General features: G+C 36.6%; 25 protein-coding genes. 13 read left to right on the top strand and 12 right to left on the bottom strand.

Going from position 1 to position 21,029, the window contains the following annotated elements; all coding sequences use genetic code 11:
- Positions 1 to 27: 27 nt before the first annotated feature.
- The gene (locus tag NSQ95_RS13450; RefSeq protein WP_169359649.1) at positions 28 to 354 is read right to left on the bottom strand and encodes a YuzD family protein; all 327 of its coding nucleotides are present in this window, start codon (positions 352 to 354) and stop codon (positions 28 to 30) included.
- A gap of 934 nt (positions 355 to 1,288) precedes the next feature.
- On the opposite strand from NSQ95_RS13450, the gene NSQ95_RS13445 reads away from it, so the two are divergent.
- The gene (locus tag NSQ95_RS13445) at positions 1,289 to 1,522 is read left to right on the top strand and encodes a NifU family protein (protein WP_144538629.1); all 234 of its coding nucleotides are present in this window, start codon (positions 1,289 to 1,291) and stop codon (positions 1,520 to 1,522) included.
- A gap of 44 nt (positions 1,523 to 1,566) precedes the next feature.
- Here NSQ95_RS13445 and NSQ95_RS13440 read toward each other — a convergent pair whose 3' ends face one another.
- Positions 1,567 to 2,238: a DUF2225 domain-containing protein gene (locus NSQ95_RS13440; RefSeq protein ID WP_342559736.1), complete on the bottom strand. Its 672-nt coding sequence runs from the start codon at positions 2,236 to 2,238 to the stop codon at positions 1,567 to 1,569.
- Positions 2,239 to 2,381: 143 nt separating this feature from the next.
- Between NSQ95_RS13440 and NSQ95_RS13435 the strand changes: the two genes are divergently transcribed.
- The 7 genes from NSQ95_RS13435 to NSQ95_RS13405 all read left to right on the top strand — a co-directional run bounded on the left by NSQ95_RS13435 (position 2,382) and on the right by NSQ95_RS13405 (position 6,652).
- Positions 2,382 to 2,744 carry an iron-sulfur cluster assembly accessory protein gene (locus NSQ95_RS13435; RefSeq protein WP_169359652.1) on the top strand — a complete coding sequence of 121 codons (363 nt, stop codon included), beginning with the start codon at positions 2,382 to 2,384 and terminating at the stop codon, positions 2,742 to 2,744.
- 335 nt (positions 2,745 to 3,079) lie between these two features.
- Entirely contained in the window at positions 3,080 to 4,291 is a 1,212-nt protein-coding gene (locus NSQ95_RS13430; RefSeq protein ID WP_342559735.1) for an NAD(P)/FAD-dependent oxidoreductase, read from the top strand.
- Positions 4,292 to 4,483: 192 nt separating this feature from the next.
- Positions 4,484 to 4,663 (top strand): hypothetical protein, encoded by a 180-nt coding sequence (locus NSQ95_RS13425; RefSeq protein WP_342559734.1) that lies wholly within the window; start codon positions 4,484 to 4,486, stop codon positions 4,661 to 4,663.
- A 105-nt stretch (positions 4,664 to 4,768) separates the two neighbouring features.
- Entirely contained in the window at positions 4,769 to 5,263 is a 495-nt protein-coding gene (locus tag NSQ95_RS13420; protein ID WP_342559733.1) for an NUDIX domain-containing protein, read from the top strand.
- Between the two features lie 365 nt (positions 5,264 to 5,628).
- Positions 5,629 to 5,751 carry a YuiA family protein gene (locus NSQ95_RS13415; RefSeq protein WP_169359656.1) on the top strand — a complete coding sequence of 41 codons (123 nt, stop codon included), beginning with the start codon at positions 5,629 to 5,631 and terminating at the stop codon, positions 5,749 to 5,751.
- Between the two features lie 94 nt (positions 5,752 to 5,845).
- The gene (locus NSQ95_RS13410) at positions 5,846 to 6,175 is read left to right on the top strand and encodes a YuiB family protein (protein ID WP_340882859.1); all 330 of its coding nucleotides are present in this window, start codon (positions 5,846 to 5,848) and stop codon (positions 6,173 to 6,175) included.
- Positions 6,176 to 6,421: 246 nt separating this feature from the next.
- Positions 6,422 to 6,652: a hypothetical protein gene (locus tag NSQ95_RS13405; protein WP_342559732.1), complete on the top strand. Its 231-nt coding sequence runs from the start codon at positions 6,422 to 6,424 to the stop codon at positions 6,650 to 6,652.
- A 134-nt stretch (positions 6,653 to 6,786) separates the two neighbouring features.
- Here NSQ95_RS13405 and NSQ95_RS13400 read toward each other — a convergent pair whose 3' ends face one another.
- Positions 6,787 to 7,263, bottom strand: a complete 477-nt coding sequence (locus NSQ95_RS13400; protein WP_169359658.1) for a divergent PAP2 family protein — start codon at positions 7,261 to 7,263, stop codon at positions 6,787 to 6,789.
- Positions 7,264 to 7,385: 122 nt separating this feature from the next.
- Between NSQ95_RS13400 and NSQ95_RS13395 the strand changes: the two genes are divergently transcribed.
- Together NSQ95_RS13395 and NSQ95_RS13390 are read left to right on the top strand one after the other, a co-directional pair.
- Positions 7,386 to 8,888 carry a leucyl aminopeptidase gene (locus tag NSQ95_RS13395; RefSeq protein WP_340882862.1) on the top strand — a complete coding sequence of 501 codons (1,503 nt, stop codon included), beginning with the start codon at positions 7,386 to 7,388 and terminating at the stop codon, positions 8,886 to 8,888.
- A 59-nt stretch (positions 8,889 to 8,947) separates the two neighbouring features.
- The gene (locus NSQ95_RS13390; protein ID WP_342559731.1) at positions 8,948 to 9,211 is read left to right on the top strand and encodes a hypothetical protein; all 264 of its coding nucleotides are present in this window, start codon (positions 8,948 to 8,950) and stop codon (positions 9,209 to 9,211) included.
- Between the two features lie 183 nt (positions 9,212 to 9,394).
- On the opposite strand, the gene mnhG is transcribed toward NSQ95_RS13390, so the two are convergent.
- From mnhG to NSQ95_RS13355, 7 genes are read right to left on the bottom strand one after another with little or no spacing between them, the layout of a single operon-like run.
- Entirely contained in the window at positions 9,395 to 9,775 is a 381-nt protein-coding gene (gene mnhG / locus NSQ95_RS13385; RefSeq protein WP_298473809.1) for a monovalent cation/H(+) antiporter subunit G, read from the bottom strand.
- On the bottom strand, positions 9,759 to 10,040 hold the full coding sequence (locus NSQ95_RS13380) for a Na(+)/H(+) antiporter subunit F1 (protein WP_298473808.1): 282 nt from the start codon (positions 10,038 to 10,040) through the stop codon (positions 9,759 to 9,761). Before NSQ95_RS13380 ends, mnhG begins: the two co-directional genes overlap by 17 nt.
- Entirely contained in the window at positions 10,037 to 10,516 is a 480-nt protein-coding gene (locus NSQ95_RS13375) for a Na+/H+ antiporter subunit E (protein WP_298473804.1), read from the bottom strand. The genes NSQ95_RS13380 and NSQ95_RS13375 overlap by 4 nt, the downstream gene beginning before the upstream one ends.
- Positions 10,516 to 12,006, bottom strand: a complete 1,491-nt coding sequence (locus tag NSQ95_RS13370) for a Na+/H+ antiporter subunit D (protein WP_342559730.1) — start codon at positions 12,004 to 12,006, stop codon at positions 10,516 to 10,518. The genes NSQ95_RS13375 and NSQ95_RS13370 overlap by 1 nt, the downstream gene beginning before the upstream one ends.
- A complete protein-coding gene (locus NSQ95_RS13365) occupies positions 11,999 to 12,340 on the bottom strand; it encodes a Na(+)/H(+) antiporter subunit C (RefSeq protein WP_169359664.1) in 342 nt (113 codons plus the stop codon). Before NSQ95_RS13365 ends, NSQ95_RS13370 begins: the two co-directional genes overlap by 8 nt.
- Positions 12,340 to 12,762: a Na(+)/H(+) antiporter subunit B gene (locus NSQ95_RS13360; protein ID WP_298473797.1), complete on the bottom strand. Its 423-nt coding sequence runs from the start codon at positions 12,760 to 12,762 to the stop codon at positions 12,340 to 12,342. The genes NSQ95_RS13365 and NSQ95_RS13360 overlap by 1 nt, the downstream gene beginning before the upstream one ends.
- Positions 12,749 to 15,181, bottom strand: coding sequence for a Na+/H+ antiporter subunit A (locus NSQ95_RS13355; protein WP_342559729.1), 2,433 nt, complete (start codon positions 15,179 to 15,181; stop codon positions 12,749 to 12,751). Before NSQ95_RS13355 ends, NSQ95_RS13360 begins: the two co-directional genes overlap by 14 nt.
- A gap of 283 nt (positions 15,182 to 15,464) precedes the next feature.
- Here NSQ95_RS13355 and NSQ95_RS13350 point away from each other — a divergent pair, with 283 nt between their 5' ends.
- Complete coding sequence (locus NSQ95_RS13350; RefSeq protein ID WP_340882873.1) at positions 15,465 to 16,025, top strand: DUF5366 family protein; 561 nt, start codon at positions 15,465 to 15,467, stop codon at positions 16,023 to 16,025.
- 88 nt (positions 16,026 to 16,113) lie between these two features.
- Positions 16,114 to 16,692: a TetR/AcrR family transcriptional regulator gene (locus tag NSQ95_RS13345; RefSeq protein WP_342560814.1), complete on the top strand. Its 579-nt coding sequence runs from the start codon at positions 16,114 to 16,116 to the stop codon at positions 16,690 to 16,692.
- Between the two features lie 27 nt (positions 16,693 to 16,719).
- Here the strand turns inward: NSQ95_RS13345 and NSQ95_RS13340 are convergent, their stop codons facing one another.
- On the bottom strand, positions 16,720 to 18,582 hold the full coding sequence (locus tag NSQ95_RS13340; RefSeq protein ID WP_342559728.1) for a transglycosylase domain-containing protein: 1,863 nt from the start codon (positions 18,580 to 18,582) through the stop codon (positions 16,720 to 16,722).
- Between the two features lie 251 nt (positions 18,583 to 18,833).
- Between NSQ95_RS13340 and NSQ95_RS13335 the strand changes: the two genes are divergently transcribed.
- Complete coding sequence (locus NSQ95_RS13335; RefSeq protein WP_342559727.1) at positions 18,834 to 19,649, top strand: SDR family NAD(P)-dependent oxidoreductase; 816 nt, start codon at positions 18,834 to 18,836, stop codon at positions 19,647 to 19,649.
- Between the two features lie 64 nt (positions 19,650 to 19,713).
- Here the strand turns inward: NSQ95_RS13335 and NSQ95_RS13330 are convergent, their stop codons facing one another.
- The gene (locus NSQ95_RS13330) at positions 19,714 to 20,946 is read right to left on the bottom strand and encodes an MFS transporter (RefSeq protein WP_340882878.1); all 1,233 of its coding nucleotides are present in this window, start codon (positions 20,944 to 20,946) and stop codon (positions 19,714 to 19,716) included.
- Between the last annotated feature and the right edge of the window lie 83 nt (positions 20,947 to 21,029).

The following is a 21,029-nucleotide window of genomic DNA, read 5'->3' as shown; positions in this document are numbered from 1 at the left end:
ATATGTTTCTAAGCTTTTTGCGATTATTTAGTTTGCTATATATCCGTACTTTTCAAGAGCCGAGAATACTGGCTTTAATTGAATATAACCTTCACCTATTACTTCCTCGTTAATCATTATTAGTGGATAGAAAAACTCATCATTGGCAATTTGATTGGCAATCGATTGTTGTTTTTCGTCTTCTAGAGGCTGCTCTATATCAATATATGAAAATGTTATTTGATGTTCTGGAAATTTTCTGCTGATAGCGGCTTCTAACCATTCGTACGTGTCCTTTGAAGAAGGTGCATTCACACAGCTTGCGCATACTATATCAGCACCGTAAACTTCTACAGTGAGCTTTTCTTGTGCCATAAATTACTTGTCCCCTTTATCTGTTTAATCCTTATCCCCTACACATTACATTATAAAGGGGTTACTGAAAAGCTGTCAAAAGGTGGCGAAAATCAATTTCCTTTATTCTTGGTTGATAATTTTGTGTGATTATATCTCTTCTCTTTCTGTTTTCCTTGCCCTTACATAAAAATACACACTTCTAAAAAAGACAAAGTAGCTAAGTAATAACAGGTTGAGCATCCCATATGATTGATTAGGGAAATTCTTATTAAATGACTTATTTTCATATTAAACTAATAGGTTCTTTACCTCAATAAGTGCCTGGTTTTCATTCCCAATTCTATTAAAACGCCAAAAATCCCTACTTTTATTTTAAAAGCAGGGACATTTCTCTGTATTCAATTATAAGATTTTAGTTTTAAGCACTACACTACTTCATACGCAAGTTCGAGATTATTCCAAGAATCAATAGTAACGAACAAAACTTTATTTCAAATGGCGTTCCCCAAGAAGAAATGCTACCGTAAAAGGCAATAATATTAGTGCGTGGTACGAAAACAATTAGAGTGCTCAGTCATTTTAGGGACAGCCTTTTAATTCTAAAAATGCCTATCTTCGTGTTGTGCTCAATAAATATTTAAGTGATTATAAACAAAATAAACGTATTTTCTAAGGGGCAACTAATGGTTTACACCCTTGTCTTTAACAAAGCCCTTTTTTAGAAAGTAAATAAATGTCACGGTTTAAAACAGTAGTAATTATGCAACAGTCTCAATTAACACAAAGAAAAAATATGTGTAAAAAAATTCAGAAATTTAGCTAACAAAACAGGAAATCTAATATTTCATGAATCTTAGGGGAGACTAATTACCGAGGATGTTTTACGGGAGTAAACACTTCCATTTAATCAGCAATTATTCTATAATGATTGTAGTGAAAGGAGTCGATCTATATGACTGATACAATTAATGAACAAGTTCAAGAAGTTTTAGATAAATTGCGCCCATTCTTACTACGAGACGGTGGGGACTGCGAGCTTGTTGACGTTGAAGACGGCATTGTAAAACTACGACTTTTAGGAGCATGCGGAAGCTGCCCAAGTTCTACGATCACTTTAAAAGCTGGTATAGAACGCGCTTTACTAGAGGAAGTACCGGGTATCGTAGAAGTAGAACAAGTATTTTAATCCCAATAAATATGAAAAAAGAAGCCTAACTGGCTTCTTTTTCTTTATGTGCGCATTTCCTGCCAGCGTTCTTTGGCCATCTCAATAAGTGAAGGTTCAACAGATGAGCTTTGTTTTTCTAGGATCATCGAAAAATAACGTGTAGCTAAATCTCTTGCTCCAACTCGTCTAGATAGCTCTGCTATCATGTAAAGAACTCGTATCTCAGACATTTGGGTTCCACTATAATCCTCCCTAGAATATGAATCGATATAGCGATCTCTTGCTATTTCTAGAAATCTTTTTTCCTCATCTTGTTGTCCTAATATACGGTAGAGCCATGCAACTCGTAATGCTAATCCGGCTATGGATACAAATTTTTCTTTCTTTAAAGAAGCACATAATATTCCTAACTTATAAGCAGTGATCCCTTCTTGAATCGTTCTTTCACCGCCGTACGAACGTGATGTCCATTGTTTAGTTATGTTCTCCTTGATCGCGTCTTTTACACTTGGAGCAAAATATTTTGTGAAATCATTTGTAAACGAAAAGCCACAGTGCTCACATACAAATACATTATAAAGTAATGGATTGATCTCTTTATTCTGGTAGATTGGTTGAAAGTCTGTATCATGGGTTTCTAGCTTTATAAATTTCGAACGAATCTTAGTTGACTTAAATTTATTCTTACAGTGTAAGCATACTACCTCTTTTTGATAATACGGAAGTATTTCCATTACTCTTTCCCCTTAGCAGCCTGTTATTTCTTTTATTATACTGTAAAAATATGTAGAAAGCGATGTCAGTTTCGAGTAGTTTTCCTTGTATAGATAGTGAAAACATTGATATTATATATACATAAGGAAGGAATGTGATCTAGATGACAGAAGTAGTTAATTTGTCTGAAGCGGCAGCTTACCGCGTTAAAGAGATGATGGTCCACAATGAGGAGGAAGGTTCACTTCTACGTGTTTCCGTTAACGGTGGTGGATGTAGCGGACTTTCCTATGGTATGGGATTTGAAAAAGAGAAAAATCAAGATGATTTAGTTTTGCATCAGCATGGACTAGACATCATTGTTTCCAAGGAAGATGCATCTATACTTACTGGAACGGTCATCGATTATAAAGAATCGTTGATGGGCGGAGGCTTTACGATCGATAACCCGAATGCAATTGCTTCCTGTGGCTGTGGTTCATCGTTTAGAACTGCTAAAAAAGAAGGCACACCTGAAAGCTGTTAAATAAATGAAAGAACATTTTCTTGCATTAGAAAATGTTCTTTTTTATAAATAAAAAAGCATATACGCTCTTAAAAGGAGAAAGCTAAAAGGACTGAATAGTTTCCTTATTTGCATGTTAGTTAAACTTGCATTTGAACTTTTTAATAAATACTAGCAATTATCTGTTTATTCCTACCTTTAGAATGTTGTTAAATAGTGTTGAAATCCTATTCTAAAAGGTCTAAAATAGGTATAGTGTGAAATTTGTCGGAAAAATGACAAGCTAAAAACGAATGAACGAGATTTATGAATCATTCGGTTGTTATAAAAAATAAAAAAAGGTGGTTGCGATCTTCGTGAAAAGACCAACAGTTCTAGTATTAGGAGCAGGTTACGGTGGATTATCTACTGTAGTAAACCTTCAAAAATTAGTAGGTACAGATGAAGCAGATATAATTTTAATAAATAAAAACGATTATCATTACGAATCAACTTGGTTACATGAGGCTTCAGCTGGTACGTTAAGTCCAGATCAAGTACGTTACGATATTAAAGACGTTATCAATAAAGGAAAAGTTCAATTCGTAAAAGCTACAGTTGAAGGTATTGATGTAAACTCTAAAAAAGTAGCAACAAGTGCTGGGGAATACACATATGATTACCTTGTAATTGGATTAGGCTTTGAAGGCGAAACATTTGGAATTACTGGATTAGATAAATATGCTTTATCTATCGCAAACGTAAATGCAGCTCGTCAAATCCGTGACCATATCGAGTACCAATTTGCTACATGGTCTACAGAAGAAACAAGAGATGATGCTCGTTTAACAATCGTTGTAGGTGGGGCTGGATTCTCTGGTATCGAATTCTTGGGAGAGTTAGGGAATCGTATTCCTGAGCTTTGTGCAGAATATGATGTACCAAAAGAAAAAGTACGCGTTGTTTGTGTTGAAGCAGCACCTATGGTTTTACCAGGATTCGATCCTGAGCTAGTTGAATATGCTGTTCGCCAACTAGAAGCAAAAGGAATTGAATTCTCTATTGGAACACCAGTAGTAGAAGCAACTCCTGAAGGCGTTAAGATTAAAAAAGGTGAAGAGGAATTTGAATTCATCAAAGCTGGAACAGTTGTTTGGGCAGCAGGTGTCCGTGGAAACCGTTTAATCGAAACTTCTGGTATCGAAAATATGCGTGCTCGCGTTAAAGTAGAAAAAGATATGCGTGCTCCTGGTTTCCCAGATGTATTCATCGTTGGGGACTGTGCGTTAATGATTAATGAAGCCGTTAATCGTCCATACCCACCAACAGCTCAAATTGCTATGCAACAAGCTGTAACAGTGGCTAAAAATATTGTAGCTCTTATGAAGGGTGAAAATACTTCTGAATTCGTTCCTGAGCTTAAAGGAACAGTATGTTCTCTAGGTGAGCATGATGCAATTGGTGACGTAATGGGTAGAAAGCTAACTGGTACAAAAGCTTCTATTATGAAAAAGGTTATTGATAACCGTGCTCTTTACATGATCGGTGGAGTTCCATTGATGATCAAAAAAGGTAAATTCAAACTATAATATTAATATAACCAAACCTCCTACTGAATTATTCAGTAGGAGATTTTTTTGTGGAGGAAAATACAAAAAAACTAGGAGAAGCTCTTTCAGCTTAATCACATCCAAGTATAATTAAAATGGTGAATAATAAAAGGCTTGTTATGTTTAAGCTTAACTTTTAATGCACTGTAAATAGCTAAAGGGGAGAAATCAATGCAAACTAAACTAGTTTTATATATTTCAATTTGCTTGATGCAATTAATAATTTTAACTAATATCGTTCTTTTTGAGGGGCAGTGGAATGGAATTACTATGTGGTTATGCACAGCTATATTTGTTTTTTCTTCTGCGGTTTTTGGTTTTAATAGAACAAATAAAAAACAAGATAATTGAGACCCATTAAAAAATAACCGTAACAAGAACTTTCCCTTTAATTTTCCCCATTTTCTTGTCTTGAAGGAAATTGGCACTTACACTTATCTTAAGGGAGTTGGTTAAATGTCTAGAGATAAAAGAGGTAGCGTATGGCTAGGAGTAGCTGGGTTAGTTTTAAATAGTAAAGGCGAATGGTTGGTTGTTAACAAGCGATACGGTGGGTTGGAAGGTAAATGGTCGCTTCCCGCTGGCTTTGTAAATGGCAATGAAACAGTTGACGAGGCTGTGCTCAGAGAGGTATTAGAGGAGACAGCGGTAAATTGTAGGGTCATCAATATGATTGGGTTTAGAAGTGGTGTATTGCAAGGGAAAATAAGTGATAATATGGCTATTTTTCTTCTAGAACCAACAACAGATGAGCCAATTATCCAGGTCCAGCTGTCAGAGCTTTACGAGGCAAAGTGGATTCATCCTACAGACTTATTGATTGATGAGACCGCATCCGTTATGTTACATGAGCTAGCAGCAGCTTCCTTAGAGGTTGGTTTTCCAACTATAGATGGTGTAGATCCAGGGGATATATTTGGTTATACGAGTTATAAATTATTCATAAAATAAAAGCTGAAACTAATACGGCATAAGGGGCTAGCATAGCTTTTTATGCCGTATTAATATTATGTGTTAATTTCATATATAATAGTTTACGTATTAACGCTCACCTCCATAAAAAGCATCCGCTAAATAAGCCAAAAATAATTTACTGTATTAATAAAAGCATATAAACCCTAATATTCATTTTCAATTGTTCGGTTTTTTTCAAACAAAAAGGTAAACGTTTTAATTACTAATAAATTAAATAATTAGAATAATTTCATTATTTAGACACATTTATATAAAAAAGTAGAGGATGTTCATTTACAAATATATTAATACATGATATATTATCTGAATATTATAAATAAATGAATGAGGAGGCGCTAAGAATGACTAAATTACAAGAAGTAACTTCAAAATCATGTCCGTATTGTAAAGGGGAAGGGTACTTTCAATTAAGGCTTGGAGGATCCGAAACATGTGGCTGTTGTCAGGGCACTGGCAAGAAATAATAATAAGGCTTTTTGACAAAAATGTGAAAAGAGATAACTGGATTGAATACCTGCCTCCGTTAAGGTAAACTATTTAAAGATGTAACGGAGGTTAATGACTATGAATTTTACAATTACACAGATGATTCTTTCAGTTCTAATATTTCTAGTAATGTTTTTTGGAATCGCCTTCCTATTAAATATGTTGCTTAGAATGTCTTGGTTTGTAGCTATTCTTTATCCACTTATAGTGATATTTATTATTGATGAGGTCGGGATTTTTGATTACTTTACAAAACCGGGTTCTTCCTTCTCTGCTCTAGGAGAAAAATTAATGTCACTACATATGGCAGATATCGTTATTTTATCAAGTGGTTTTGTCGGTGCAATTCTAGCAGGAATTGTAATTAAAATGCTACGTAAAAGTGGATATCAGATGTTTTAGAAAGATGGCCTATCAAGGCTGTCTTTTTTTGTTATAGAGCCACTCTACCTAACTCTGCTTAAAAAAGATTTTTATAAATATACACAAACAGTTTTCTAGTTGTATGCAGAGGTTTCAGCTTAAGCGATATCCACTCTATTATTCCTTTGGAAAGCTACAAAGATCATTATTCTCTTATCAATTGTGTGTTTCCTCTTATGAATATTATATTGCTGAAGAACAAATAAGTTAAATGGGAGTGGGAAAATGTTATTATTATGGCAACTTTCATTGTTTGTTTCAATTTTAACCTTATTGGTTGGTTTTGTTAAAAAGTCTTGGGTATTCTTATTAATTAGTACGTTTACATTCATACCGATAGCATATTACTTTTTAGGGGCAAATAATGCTTGGAAATATGTTGGTTTAACTCCTGTCATCCTACTTGTTCTTACTATATTATTTTGGTTCATAAGTAAAAAAAATGAGTTCAGTTAAATGATAAATGGGAAGTGGCTTTTAAGTAATTAAAACACTAAGAGGTACTTTAGTAAAAAAGAAGATCAAATAAAAATGAGCTGGAGAAAATATCCCAGCTCATTTTTATTTATTCAACTTTTAGCTTTATAGCCTTATAAAATAACCGTATAAATAACTATGGATATTAAAATACCGGTTAATGCCCCCATAAAAACTTCAATAGGCTTATGTCCAAGTAAAGTTTTTAGTTCTTCTAGCTTTTCCTCGCTCTTCTTGTGTCCCCAATCCTTTGTCTGATTAACAAAAGTTTGAAAATCTACACGCATCTGATTGATAATGATGGCTTGCTGACCGGCTTGAAATCTAACACCTGTTGCATCAAACATCACTATTACTGCGAACACTGTAGCAACTGCGAAAAGGGTAGAGTCTAATCCCGTTTCAAAAGCAATAGCTGTACACAATGACGTTACAGCAGCCGAGTGAGAGCTTGGCATTCCACCTGTAGAAGTGAATAATTTCCAATCTATCTTTTTAGTGACCAGAAAATGTATTGGTATTTTCACGAACTGGGCAAAGAAGATGGAGAAAAGAGCAGCTAATAGTGGAGTATTTTGGAGAATTGCCACAGCAGACACCGCCTTCCTTGTAAAACTTTGTTACTTTTAGTATAACATATTCTCACTATTCGAAAAATCATTCTCGTTGCTATATAATAAGAATGTATCCAAATTATGTAGGGGGAAAAATGATGATTATTAGCACTAACAATGTAACATTCGAAGAAGTACAATCCGAAACACTAGTGGTAGGAATTCCTAAGCATCCTGAAAATACAGAGAAATGGGATGCATTATTAAATATGTATGGAAATCACATTCTTGATTGGGTAAAAAGTGGTGACATATCATCAGACTCGAAAAAAATAGTTAAAGTCCCAATAGCAGGTCAAGAAACTGTAAAAAGAATATTATTTGTAGGGCTTGGAGATCGTAAAAAGTTAACACAAGAAAATATTCGAGAAGCATTTGGTTTAGTAGGGAAAGAGCTACTTTCTAGCAAGCCTGAATCCCTTGCAGTCTGGGTTCCATCATTTACCTCTGAAAGCGCTACAGAAGCTGATGTAGCTTATTTAGCTGGTGAGGGTATTGGTATGGGAGCTTTTGTTTATGAAGGCTATAAAACAACCTCTAATGTGCCGGATTATTATTTACCAGCTATCGAGCTTTTAACAGATACTGATTTAGAAGAAGCTGCAACTTACTTTGAAGTAGGAAGTATTTATGCGGATGCGGTTAATGAAGCTAGAATTTTAGTGAATACACCAGGGAACGTGCTGACTTCTACACAACTAGGAGAGTATGCAAGAGAGCTTGGTGAGACATATGGCTTTGAAACAGAAATATTAGGTAAGAAAGAAATAGAAGAGCTTGGTATGGGAGCTTTATTGGCTGTGAACCAAGGATCAGTTGAAGAACCACGTTTAATCGCTTTGAAATATCAAGCCACAGATAACTGGGATGATGTGGTAGCACTTGTAGGGAAAGGGATTACTTTCGATACAGGAGGTTACTCTATTAAAACAAAAACTGGTATCGTTGGTATGAAGGGCGATATGGGTGGAGCAGCAGCAGTTCTAGGTGCTATGCAAATTATTGGTGAGCTTCGTCCAAATAAAAACGTTATAGCTGTAATTGCTTCAACGGACAATATGATTTCTGGTAATGCATTTAAGCCAGATGATGTTATAACTTCTATGAGCGGTAAAACGATTGAAATTCTTAATACAGATGCAGAGGGACGTTTAGTTCTTGCAGATGCGGTAACATATGCAAAACAGCAAGGAGCCAATTACATTGTCGATGTAGCTACTTTAACAGGTGGAGTAATCACCGCATTAGGATTCGACAAAACAGGAGCACTAACAAACAATGAAGAATTCTTTGAAACCTTTATGGAATCCTCTTTGGAAACAGGAGAGTTTGTATGGAGACTTCCGTTAACTGAAAATGATAAGAAACGCATTCGTAAAAGTGACGTTGCAGATCTGAACAACTCTCCTGGAGGAGATGGTCATATGATTTTCGGTGGTGGTTTCGTTGGAGAATTTGTAGAAGATACACCATGGATTCACTTAGATATCGCAGGTACATCCGATGCAAAAGCAGCATATGATTTTGGACCAAAAGGCGGTACTGGTGTTATGGTACGTACTCTAGCAACGCTTATTGAAAGAATGGCAGACGAAGAGTAGGATAAACGCACAGGACACTTATCCCACATAGCATACACTGTGTTGAAAGGAGGGACATTATGGTTAGATATCAACGCGGTGGTTATGGGGGAAGAGGTCCAGGAGGTCCTCGGGGTCCAGGAGGATATGGAGGTTACGGAGGTTTTGGTGGTGGATTTGGTGGATTTGGAGCTCCGCTATTAGGAGGCTTTGTGGGAGGGCTTTTAGGTTCTTCCATCATTGGATTTGGTGCAAGACAACCATATCCATATCCATATCCATATCAACCTTATCCATACCAGCCTTATCCTTACTACGGTTCACCATACTCCCCGTACTATTAACTAGTATAAAAAAGCTTTTGCAATTCGTGGAGGATCACGTTTTGCAAAAGCTTTTTTTATGGAAGGTATTTCACCTCGAATATAAAAGATGAGCAATGGAGCTAAGTTGTACAAAATATAAAAAGTGCAGGCAAAGCGTTAACCAACTTTGCTTGCACTTTTTTGTTAAGCATGAATTCGAAGCTAATTCGTATCTGTTTTTACCTTCATATTCTTTCTTTTCTCTTCCACAACTTCTTCTAAATCATCTCGCACTGTAAGGTCACAGCATTCTACACCAGAATAATAAGCGGCTCTTCCCATCATATGACCTCCGACTGGACCAGTAATGAAGAGAAATAAGATACCAAGTAAAATTCGAGAATTAAATGTACCTTCGATTAACCAAAAGTGAAGGAACACTCCTATTAAGATGCTCATCACTCCGAGCGTTGCACTTTTGGAAGCAGCATGGGCTCTTGTGTAAACGTCTGGTAAACGAAACAAGCCTATTGCAGTCACTAAGATGAAAATAGTTCCAAAGGATATAGTACCTACGATGAATATATTAGCTATTACGGTCACGTTGAATGATCTCTCCCTTCTCCGTGAACTTAGAAAACGCTACAGTCCCAATGAAGGAAAGTACGGCCAATAAGAGGATGACCTCTAAAAAGAATGGAGTGTCAAATAAGATTGAAATCAGGCCGATTAATGAGATCAGGCCAACTCCAATTGCATCCAAGGCAATAACCCGGTCTGGAGTAGTAGGCCCCTTTACAAGACGATAAATGAAGCCTAGTAAAGCAGCGCTGATAAGCACGACAATTACCCATAAAAAAGTTATCATGATCTACTCACCTCCAATATTGCTTTCTCAAAAGTATCGCGTATGGAGTTCACTGCTTCGTCTATATTGCTAAACTCAATAGAGTGTATATATAACGTTTTATTGTCATCCGAAACATCAATAACTACCGTACCAGGTGTTAACGTTATAAGGCTGGACAGCAAGGTTATTTCCCAGTCTTCAGTCAATACCGTTTCCAACGCAAAGATTGCCGGACGGATAGGCATTTCTGGCTTCACGATTAATTTTAAAACAGAGAAGTTAGAAAGTATTAGCTCCTTTAAAAATAAGAATGCTAATTTTATAACAGCCCATACACGATCCATATAGAATCGTGACTTAAAGGATTTTCTTAGCATGAAAAGCATTAGCAAACCGAGCAGATATCCTACTATAAAAGTAGTTGGTTTAAATGATATGGATAGAAACATCCACGTAAGGGCTATAAATACATTTAACAAAATTTGAAAAGCCATTATTTCACCCCTTCAAAGACAGCATCAACATATAAGGAAGGATCTAATAACACATTGGATGCATCAGTCATAAGTGGCACTAAGAATTCGGCTCCAACGCCATACAAAACGGTAACAGCAACTAGTGCAATTGTTGGAACTAATAAACGCTTATAGGATATGGCATCCAAGTAAGAGGATTCGCCTTTTGGCTCACCCCAGAATGCATAGATGAAAATCCGTATAGCGGAAAGTAATACGATGAGACTGGAAAGTAGGATAAAAATACTTTGCCATAATAATTCCCCTTCGAAGCCACCTTGAACGATTAACAACTTACCAATAAAGCCGCTTAACGGAGGAATTCCAGCTAAACCAAATGCTGCGATTAAATAACTCCAAGCAAGAAGTGGATATTTCTTCATCAATCCACCCATTTTTCGTAAATTGGACGTGCCTGTAATTTTAATGACAATGCCAATTAATAGGAACAGAGCACCTTTTATCAATATATCATGGATTAAATAAAAGACAGAACCAATCATTCCATTTTCGTTCATAATAGAAGCCCCGAATAAGATGACTCCTACTGCAATGACGATATTATAAATAATAATTTGCTTTAAATCAAAGTAAGCAAGTGCACCTATACATCCAACGATGATCGTAATAATCGAGAGTATCATGAGCAGTTCATGAGTGAATCCAACGTCGGTTGTAAAGAACAAAGTATAGGTACGCATGATAGCATATACGCCGACTTTAGTAAGCAATGCGCCAAACAAAGCAAGTATAGGAACTGGCGGTGCTGCATAAGAGCCTGGTAGCCAGAAGAAAAGAGGGAAAATACCGCCCTTTATCCCGAATACTATCAAGAATAATACAGCGATTAGTGTTACAATTCCTACCTCGCCAATCTCGGCCAATTTAACGGAAATATCAGCCATGTTTAATGTCCCGACTACGGAATATAAGTATCCCACTGTAATAACGAATAAGGACGAAGAGACAATATTAACTATTATGTATTTAATAGATTCTTTTAATTGTACTTTTTCTCCACCCAACACAATTAGTACATATGAAGCCATTAACAATACTTCAAAAAATACAAAAAGATTAAAAATATCACCTGTTGTAAATGCTCCGTTAACACCTGTTAACATAAATAAGATAGCTGGATAGTAAAACGACTTTTCTCTAGCTTCATCCATGTAAGTAAAGCTATACCATACAACAAATAAGGTGATGATAAGAGAAGAGGTTACTAAAAGAGCTGAAAACATATCTGAAACCATTGTAATCCCAAATGGTGGAGCCCAGCTACCTAGGGTAAGGGTTTGTACACCATCTGTCTTTACTTTAAAGAGTAATGTAAAGGCCGATACTAGTGCCATCAGCAATCCAATAATAGTGACCATTCGCTGCGCTTTTATTCTTTTAGGGAAAAATAAAAGAATTGCCGCAAACAAGAAAGGGATGAGGACTGGGAATAATAATAGATTAATCATTGTCTTCAGATCCTTTCATAAGTTCCATATTGTCTGTTCCCACTTCTTTATACGTTCTATAGGCTAAAACTAGTGAGAATGCTGTAACACCGAAAGCTATTACAATAGCCGTTAATATTAAGGCTTGCGGAAGTGGATCAGCATAGTCGGTTACTCCATCAGCTAAGACCGGAGCAGACTTTCCTCCAAGGCCACCCATTGTTAAAAGAAGCAAATGGGTTCCATGGCTCAGTAAACCTGTACCAATAATAATCCGAATTAAACTTCGTGAGAGGATTAAATACACTGCAGCCATAAATAGAAAGCCGATTAAAATGGACATCATAATTTCCATTATTCATCTCCTCCTATCATTTGAATAATTGTCATTGTAACACCCACAACAACTAAATATACTCCTGTGTCAAAAAACATAGCAGTATGGATGGATGTTTTCCCTAGTAAAGGAAGGTTGAAATAATCATATACATGAGTGAAGAACGGAACATTAAAGAAAATAGAACCTGCAGCGGTAGCCAGGGCTATAACAAGTCCAACTGCAGTGACAACGGTATAGTTTAAAGGAAGCATATCCTGGACTGTTTTTAAGTCGAATGCCAGCAAAAGGAGGACTATTGCGCTAGACATTAACAGACCTCCGACAAAGCCTCCACCAGGTGTATAATGACCTGCAAAAAAGATATGGATGGAGAAAAGAAAAATGATAAAAAAGACTACTTTTGTTGTTGTTTGGATGATTAAATCATTTGTTTTCAACTTTTCTTTCTCCTTTCTTTTTTGCCAATCTCAGTGTAATCATTGCTATTATTCCTAGAGATGCAATAGTAAGTACGCTAATTTCAAATAATGTATCAAAACCACGATAATCTACCAAAATTACGTTTACTATATTCCCGCCTCCCGCCTCGCTATATACGGTTTCTTTGTAGTACTCCGATATAGAAGGAACGAGTTTTTGAGAATGTGCAGAAATAGCTATTAAGGTAACCATAATTCCAACACCAAGGGCTATTAGAAAATTAGTTAAACGGAATTTACGATCTTCCTTACCTTTTTCATGCTTGTTTAATTTAGGTAGGTGATAGAATGCACCAAGGAATAGTGCCACAGAAACTGTTTCTATTACTAGCTGAGTAAGAGCTAGGTCAGGTGCCTTGAATATGATGAAAAACAATGCAACAGTATATCCGACAGCTCCCAATGCAATAATCGCTGTAAGTCTAGACTTAGTAATTAATATTGTAAGTGTTCCAATAATAATTAATAAAGATAACAATACTTCAAAAAACTTAATAGGTGCCAAGTTATCAAAGCTAATGACAAATGCATCCTTTATCCACATAGTACTTGCAAGTAAAATGATAATTGCTCCAAAAATGTAAATTAAGTAGGAGCGGATGGAACCTTTCATGTATAAAGAGGACACTTGATTGGCACCACTCTCTGAAAGCATCATTAACCAATCATAAATGGCGTTCAATGAAACTTTGGTTGGCATCTTCGAGTAGGCAACGCTCCACTTAGGGAGTGTTCTGTATAAAAGATAGCCGACAAGGAATATTCCTAACGTCATATATAACGCGGGCGAGTCAAATCCATGCCAAGCTTTTATTTTGAATCCTACGTCAGATGGTAGAGCATATGCGCTCGGTTGAATAGCTGCTACCGCAGGCTTAATAAATGTATTTCCAAAGAAATTTGGGATGAAAAATATCACGATTACAAGTGTTGCTAATATTCCAGGGGAAATAAGCATACCAATAGGAGCCTCATGCGCTTTTTTCGGCAGCAACTCAGGTGTATGTTTTCCGCGGAACGTGTGTAGGACAAAGTACAAGCTATAAACGAATGTAAAGACACTCGCAATCCAAGCAACAACTGGAATCAATATCCACCAAGTATCCATTGAATATAGACCGAAATGCTGGAGCGACAGGGTCGCATCTAAAAACATTTCCTTACTCAAAAATCCATTGAAAAGGGGAATGCCTGCCATAGAAAGACTACCAATCATGGCAATTGTAAAGCTAATTGGCATTAGACTCATTAGCCCTCCAAGCTTACGAATATCACGTGTGCCGGTTTCATGATCTACAATTCCAGCAATCATAAAGAGACTTCCTTTAAAAGTTGCATGATTTAGTAGATGGAAGATGGCAGCAAATGTAGCAAATGTGTAGGTCGTTACTAAATCTCCTGTAACGTGATACGCAATAGAGCCAATTCCTAGTAACGACATGATTAATCCAAGCTGACTTACTGTAGAAAAAGCCAAAATTGCTTTTAAATCAGTTTGTTTAACTGCAAAGAATGATCCCCAGAATAGTGTGAGGATACCGACACCAGTAACTAACCATACCCAAACCTCAGAAAGTGCGAAAATAGGAGTAAGTCGTGCAACTAAATATAATCCTGCTTTTACCATAGTTGCTGAGTGTAGATATGCACTGACGGGTGTTGGTGCTTCCATAGCGTCTGGAAGCCAAATATAGAAAGGGAATTGAGCAGATTTTGTAAATGCACCAAGTAATATTAACATTAATGCCCAGACGAATAGATCATGCTCAGCCATAGTAGCTGCTTGTGAAATGAGTTCCCTAATAGAGAAAGTTTCTCCCATAATACCTAGCAGTAAGAAGCCACCTAGCATCATCAATCCACCAAATACAGTAATCATCATTGATTTCAATGCACCGAAGCGAGAACGATCGCGAGTATACCAGTAGCCAATGAGTAAGAATGATGAAATTGAAGTTAGCTCCCAGAAAAAATAGAGCCCAATTAAGTGGTCAGATTGGACAACGCCAAGCATAGCCGTCATAAACATTAATAAGTATACGTAAAAATTTCCTAGATTCTCTTTATCCTTATCTAAATAGAAGATAGAGTAGAGAACCACGAGGGATCCTATCGCGGTTATTAATAAAGAAAATAGTAAGCTAAGGCCATCTATGTACGAGACAAATGAAATATCGAGTGATGGGATCCAAGGCATTTCTTCTGAAAAAGTTTTTCCATCCATTACTGAAGGAATATACATTGCATATAAAACTACTAAAAGTAAAGGTGCGATTAGAACAAACCAGCCAGTATGGATTCTTTTTGCTCTTTTATACAATAAAGGTATAAAAATAGCCAAAATAATAGGCAAGAATATTGCAAAAATCATGGACATAGGAATCCTCCTTCCAACATTATATTTAAGTATATAAATAAAATTATACTCCAAATATGAAGCGTTTGCATGGCATATTACTTCCTTCCTATATATAAGCAACAGCAAATAGAGAGTAGTTTTCTTAAAAATAGAAGGCGGGAGGGTATTGCAGTTTTTTATGAAAAATTATTATTCGCTTATTCTAAATTATGGAGAATATTTTGATAGGCTCTTGCGAAAATGAGATACCATCCGATATCATACTAAGTATTAGAATTTCCTATAGATTAGAGGAGCAACAATGAAAAACCCTTATGTGTTTGGCTTTCTTCCGTTAATTACAATCATTTTGTTTAGTTTAACCTTTTCTACCTACACTATGTTTAAAGCAATTGAATTGTTTAAGGTTATTGGTGTGTACAATGGAATGAAAGAATTTCTTACTGATTTTGAGATAAAGCTGTTCGTTCTAATTGTCTTTGCCCTTATTTATTTCATGCTTTTTTCTGCCCTAAAATTAATTGCAGAGACAATTCATGAGATCGGAATGCTATTCTTTTCAAAAGATTATGAGGGGAAAACGATGGCGCAGGCCCGAGGTGGCTATGTCATTTTTCTATGTGGAGCAATTATTTCAGCTGTCGGATTTCAATCCATACAAATTCTTATGCTTGTCTTTTTAGTTACAGCTTTTATTTATTTTATATATGTTGTATTTAAGCTAAGCAACTCGATGACACTCATTGGAACGTTGGGGCTAGTTATGTTTGAAATAATCGTGTGGAGTTTGTTTCTTGCGTTAGTTATTTATGTAATTATTAAGCTTTACAATGGGATTATTGCAAGTCTGCCATTTTTATAATCGACAAATATTGCCTAGGAAATATTGAAGTATTCATATAGTAATATCTTAAATATTTGTATCGTGAGGGGGCAAAGGTTTGGATACTGTGTTTGATAAAATGAATATGCAAACAAAGAAAAAAATACAACAATCGTTCCTTTCCATATTAAAGGAAAAAGAATTTATAAAGATATCGATAAAAGATATAACAGATAGTGCTTGTATAAACAGAGGAACTTTTTATTTACATTATCTTGATAAATACGACTTGCTCGAAAAAGTAGAAGAAGAGCTTTTGGAAGGTCTCCGATTACATATTGAATCTATAGATTCCGAGTATAAAGTGGAAATGGTGAAACAATTACAAGTTGCAGGCTTTTCCATGGAAGTATTCCGATATATCGAAATGCATGTGGACCAATTTATCGTTTTACTGTCCAAAAACAATACTTCTGGGTTTCATTTAAGGCTAAAAAAATTCTTTGTAGAGCAATTCGAGGAAAATTATCAAGCAACCGAGATGTCATCTATTGATCCAACGATTCCCACAGATTATTTGTCTGCATTTGCAGCTTCGGCCATATTAGGTCTTATAGAGCAATGGCTTTCACATACACATCGAGAAACGCCAGAAGAGGTAGCTGTATTATACTTGAAAATATTGAACTTCATAAAAAGTGTATAAAGAAAAGAGAAGCTCAACATTGGCTTCTCAATTTTTTTTATCCATAATTCGATTAAAAATTCGGTGGTGTATTTTGTTGGACTCTATGCTTTTCATATTTTTAGGTAAATCATAACCAATCCATACTGCTGAAGTATAAGTATCGGTTAGGCCAGCTAGCCAGTAGTCATAATACTCATTTGTGGTTCCTGTTTTAGCACCGACGTAAGAGGAGTTGACCGAAATACCTTTTCCAGTTCCGTTTGTTACTACCTGGTCAAGCAATCCCCTCATTGTTTGGGCTGTTTTATAAGACCATACTTCTTGGAAATCCTCCTCCCAAGCATATAAAACATTTCCTTCTTTATCTACGACCTTCTGAATTGCATGTGCAGGCTTATAAGTCCCATTGATAAAGCTAGTATAGGCATCTGCCATTTCTAACACGGTGACCCCTTTTGTTAAGCCACCTAGCGCAGCAGAATACGTATGATCTTTTTCCTCTATATTTTCAAACTGAAAAGGAGAGAGTCTCGCAAAAGCATTTTCAATGCCGACTATATCTAATAATCTAACAGCTGGGGTATTGTGGCTTAAACGAAATGCCTCCTGAATGGTTACATAACCATACACTGCACCACCATAATTTTGTGGGCAATAGGAGCCTATGCATAGTTTTCCAGCGTTTATAGAGCTATTGGGAGTATACGTAGTGGTTTCAAACAATGGTGCGTATACTAACAGCGGCTTAAAGGCAGAGCCGGGCTGACGAATTGCCTGATAGGCTCTATGGAAGTCTAGTTTCTTGTAATCCTTCCCACCATAAATACTTACAATCTCCCTCGTTTCATTGTTAATAACTACAGAAGCAGCTTGTAAATTCGACTTTTTACTTAATAGACTATTAATATACCGCTCATCATCTTCTTGCTTCAGAGGATCTAGTGCAGTATGCACGGTTACTCCTTTGGAAATAACTTCATCAACACGAGTCTTTAGCTCATTTTCAATAAATTGCCTTTGCTGTTCATTTTGTGCATTTGCTATTTTGTCCTTAAAGCCTTCTTTATGAGCAATAAGGCTTTCTATTTCATGTAACACAAACGTGCTATATGCAGGATATAATTGCTTTTTAGTTTTCGTCACTAATTTAATTGGTGCTTGTTTTATTTCATTTGCTCGTTCGACAGTAAGTCTACCGTTTTTTACGAGGACATCAATTAGAAGCTCCTGGCGTTTTTTTGTCGCATCAAAATTGGTGAGTGGATTATAAATGGTTGGATTATTTGGTATTGCACTTATAAAAGCTAGTTCTGCCTCACTCAATTGATCGATTGAGCGTCCAAAATAGAATGTGGAGGCTGCTCCTATTCCATATACTTGATTGCTGAAATAAATTTCGTTTAAATAATTTGTAAAAATATCCTCTTTGCTCGTTTGTTTTTCCATTTCATGCGCATATAGTAACTCCGTTAGCTTTCTTTCATACGTTTTCTCAGTAGACAAATAGCGGAGGCGTACAAGCTGTTGAGTAATAGTACTTCCTCCTTGTTCCATTTGCTGAGCAGATGCATTTGCAAAGACAGCCCTAAAAATAGCAGTGAAATTGAAGCCAATATGCTGATAAAATTCTTCATCTTCACTTTGAAGAAAGAGTTCCTGAGCAAATAAGGGGATCTCTTCCAAAGAAAGAGGCTCTCTCCATTCAATATAATCCTCTGAGAATAGTTTTCCTTTGTTATCTAAGAGCACTACAGGGGAGGTTATTGTAGGATTTGATAGTTGAATGGAGCGTTCTAAATCCGAATTAAAGGAGGCTGCAGATAGCACCTCTGTATGGATAAAGGAATATAAAATCCACAGTACGGGAAAACATAACAAGATGACTAAAAATCCTATACCTTGTCGCATTATTTTACACTCCAGTTCTTGTAATCTATTTAAAGAATAGCATATTCCATGCTTATTCTATCGACCAAATGATATGAGGTGTGAAGTAAAAATGGAGGCTATTTAAAAGAAAAGGTTGATTGACTGTAAACTGTGTAATCCATCTTACATTTGAAAATTGACTTCTTTCTGAAATGGATATTTATGTTAAAGTTGTATGAGGGAGAATCGTAAAAAAATATAAAAGGTACAGCTAGAGGAGCCGGTAAAATATGAAACCATTACAAGGGAAAATTGCTGTTGTTACAGGAGCATCCCGTGGTGCGGGTCGGGGAATTGCTTATCAACTAGGCAGTGCAGGTGCAACAGTATACGTGACAGGGCGTAGTGTAAAGGGGAGTACAACCGATAACCGTCCGGAAACCATTGAGGAAACTGCCGCTGGTGTTACTTTAAGAGGGGGTAAAGGTATCGCGATACAATGTGACCATACACATAATAGTGACGTAAGAAAGCTATTTGAGAGAATTGAAAGGGAACAGGGTCGGATTGATATTTTAGTTAATAGTGTATTTGGCGGGTCCGAAAGCTCGCTACCATCAGGGGATGGACCGCATTTTTGGGAACGTCCATTGGAACACTGGGATGCTATGATGGTTGCTGGGCCACAAGCCTATTTACTAACTACTCGATACGCTGTGCCTTTAATGGCAAAGCACCAAAAAGGATTAATTGTAAATCTTACATTTTTTATAAAAGAAAAAATCTCTAGTAATTTATATTACGACTTAGCTATGAATGCTATTAATCGAATGACACGAGGAATGGCAAAGGAATTAGAAGAATTCCATATTTCAGCCGTTGCTGTTTGCCCAGGTTGGATGAGGACGGAAAGAGTTATAGATTCAGGTTTTGGACCCAAGGATGGAGCTACGGAAACAACAGCGTATGTAGGTCGTGCTGTTTTGGCTTTAGCAACAGACAGCACAGTATCTAAGCTTTCTGGAGAAGCACTAATGGTTGCGGAGCTAGCAAAAAAATATGGATTTACTGATGTCGATGGAACTCAACCTTTGCCGTTTGAATGATAATCGGGATTTCTATATAAAACAAAAAGGCTTTCGACCATTTAGCGTCGAAAGCCTTACATTATTACGTATTAGCGTGTAGTTCTTCCTCATGAAGCACTTCTTCAAAGTCTTGGACGGGTTTCTTACCGGCGAAATAGAGTATGAAGAAAGCTATCAGGAATAGGGCACCCGTAACGAAGAAAACAGAGGATATACCGATAAATCCACTGATAAATCCACCAAACATCGGACCAATTATATTACCTAAGAAGCGGAAGCTTGTGTTGTAGCCCATAAGCTCTCCTTGAACTTCAATCGGTGCTTCTCGTCGGATCAAGGCAGTGGTCACTGGTATTAGACCACCAGAAGCAATTCCAAATAGGAAGCGAAGAGCCATCAGTTGCCATAGCTCCGTAACAAAGGCCTGTGGAACGATGAATACAAATGCAATGAGTAGCAGCATGGATAGAACCTTTTCATAGCCAATCGAATCTCCAAGCTTCCCCCAAGTTCTCGCGAAAAGAAGACTACCTACACCTGTAGCACTAAAGGTTATGCCTGCTAAGAGAGCGACTTCACTGGAGTCAGTTAAGTGGGAAACATATAGGGAGAGAAGAGGTTGAATACTAAAAAGCCCAATTTGTATTAAAGACGTAATCATTAGGACATTAAGTATTAGACGATGATGAAAAATACCAGACACGACCGTCTTTCTAGAATATTCATGCTCATCCTTCGCTTTAACCCGACGTTGTTCTCTAATCCCTATAATAACTAGGAGTGCAGCTATAGATACTGCTGTAGCTGTAATGATAAATGTGTATTGAAAACCAAACGTATCAGCCATAAATCCGCCTATTACAGGACCAAATAATGTACCAGATACGCTACCCATTTGTAACGTGCCCATGGTCTTGCCTGCAACATCCCTCGCTGTCTGAGAGCTGATAAAAGCTAGTGAGGTTGGGATAAATCCTGTTACAACACCCATAAACAATCGAAGAACAAAGAATGCTTCTACCGAATTTATGAATCCCATTAAAAGCACACTGAGTGCAATTCCGAATCCATTGATGATTAAAATAGGCTTATAGCCATATTTATCAGCTATTCTCCCCCATATAGGAGACATAATAAGCGCGGAAACAAACGTAGCTCCAAATACTAGACCAGACCATTTTTGTACGTAGGCATCTGTAAAGTCGCCCATCGTATTAATATATAAAGAAAGAAAAGGCATGATCATAGTCATGGTGCTAGAAACTAGGAAAATGGAAAACCACATAATAATAAAATTCCGTTTTTGTACGCTCATTGAAATCCCTTCTTTCTCTTGACACGTACTGCATTAAATTATAAAACATTTCGAGTGACTAAGGAAGTTGAATGTTAAAAACT

It is taken from the genome of Psychrobacillus sp. FSL W7-1457 (assembly GCF_038593405.1).
GTDB lineage: Bacteria > Bacillota > Bacilli > Bacillales_A > Planococcaceae > Psychrobacillus.
This window is presented reverse-complemented; position numbering and strand designations above follow the sequence as displayed.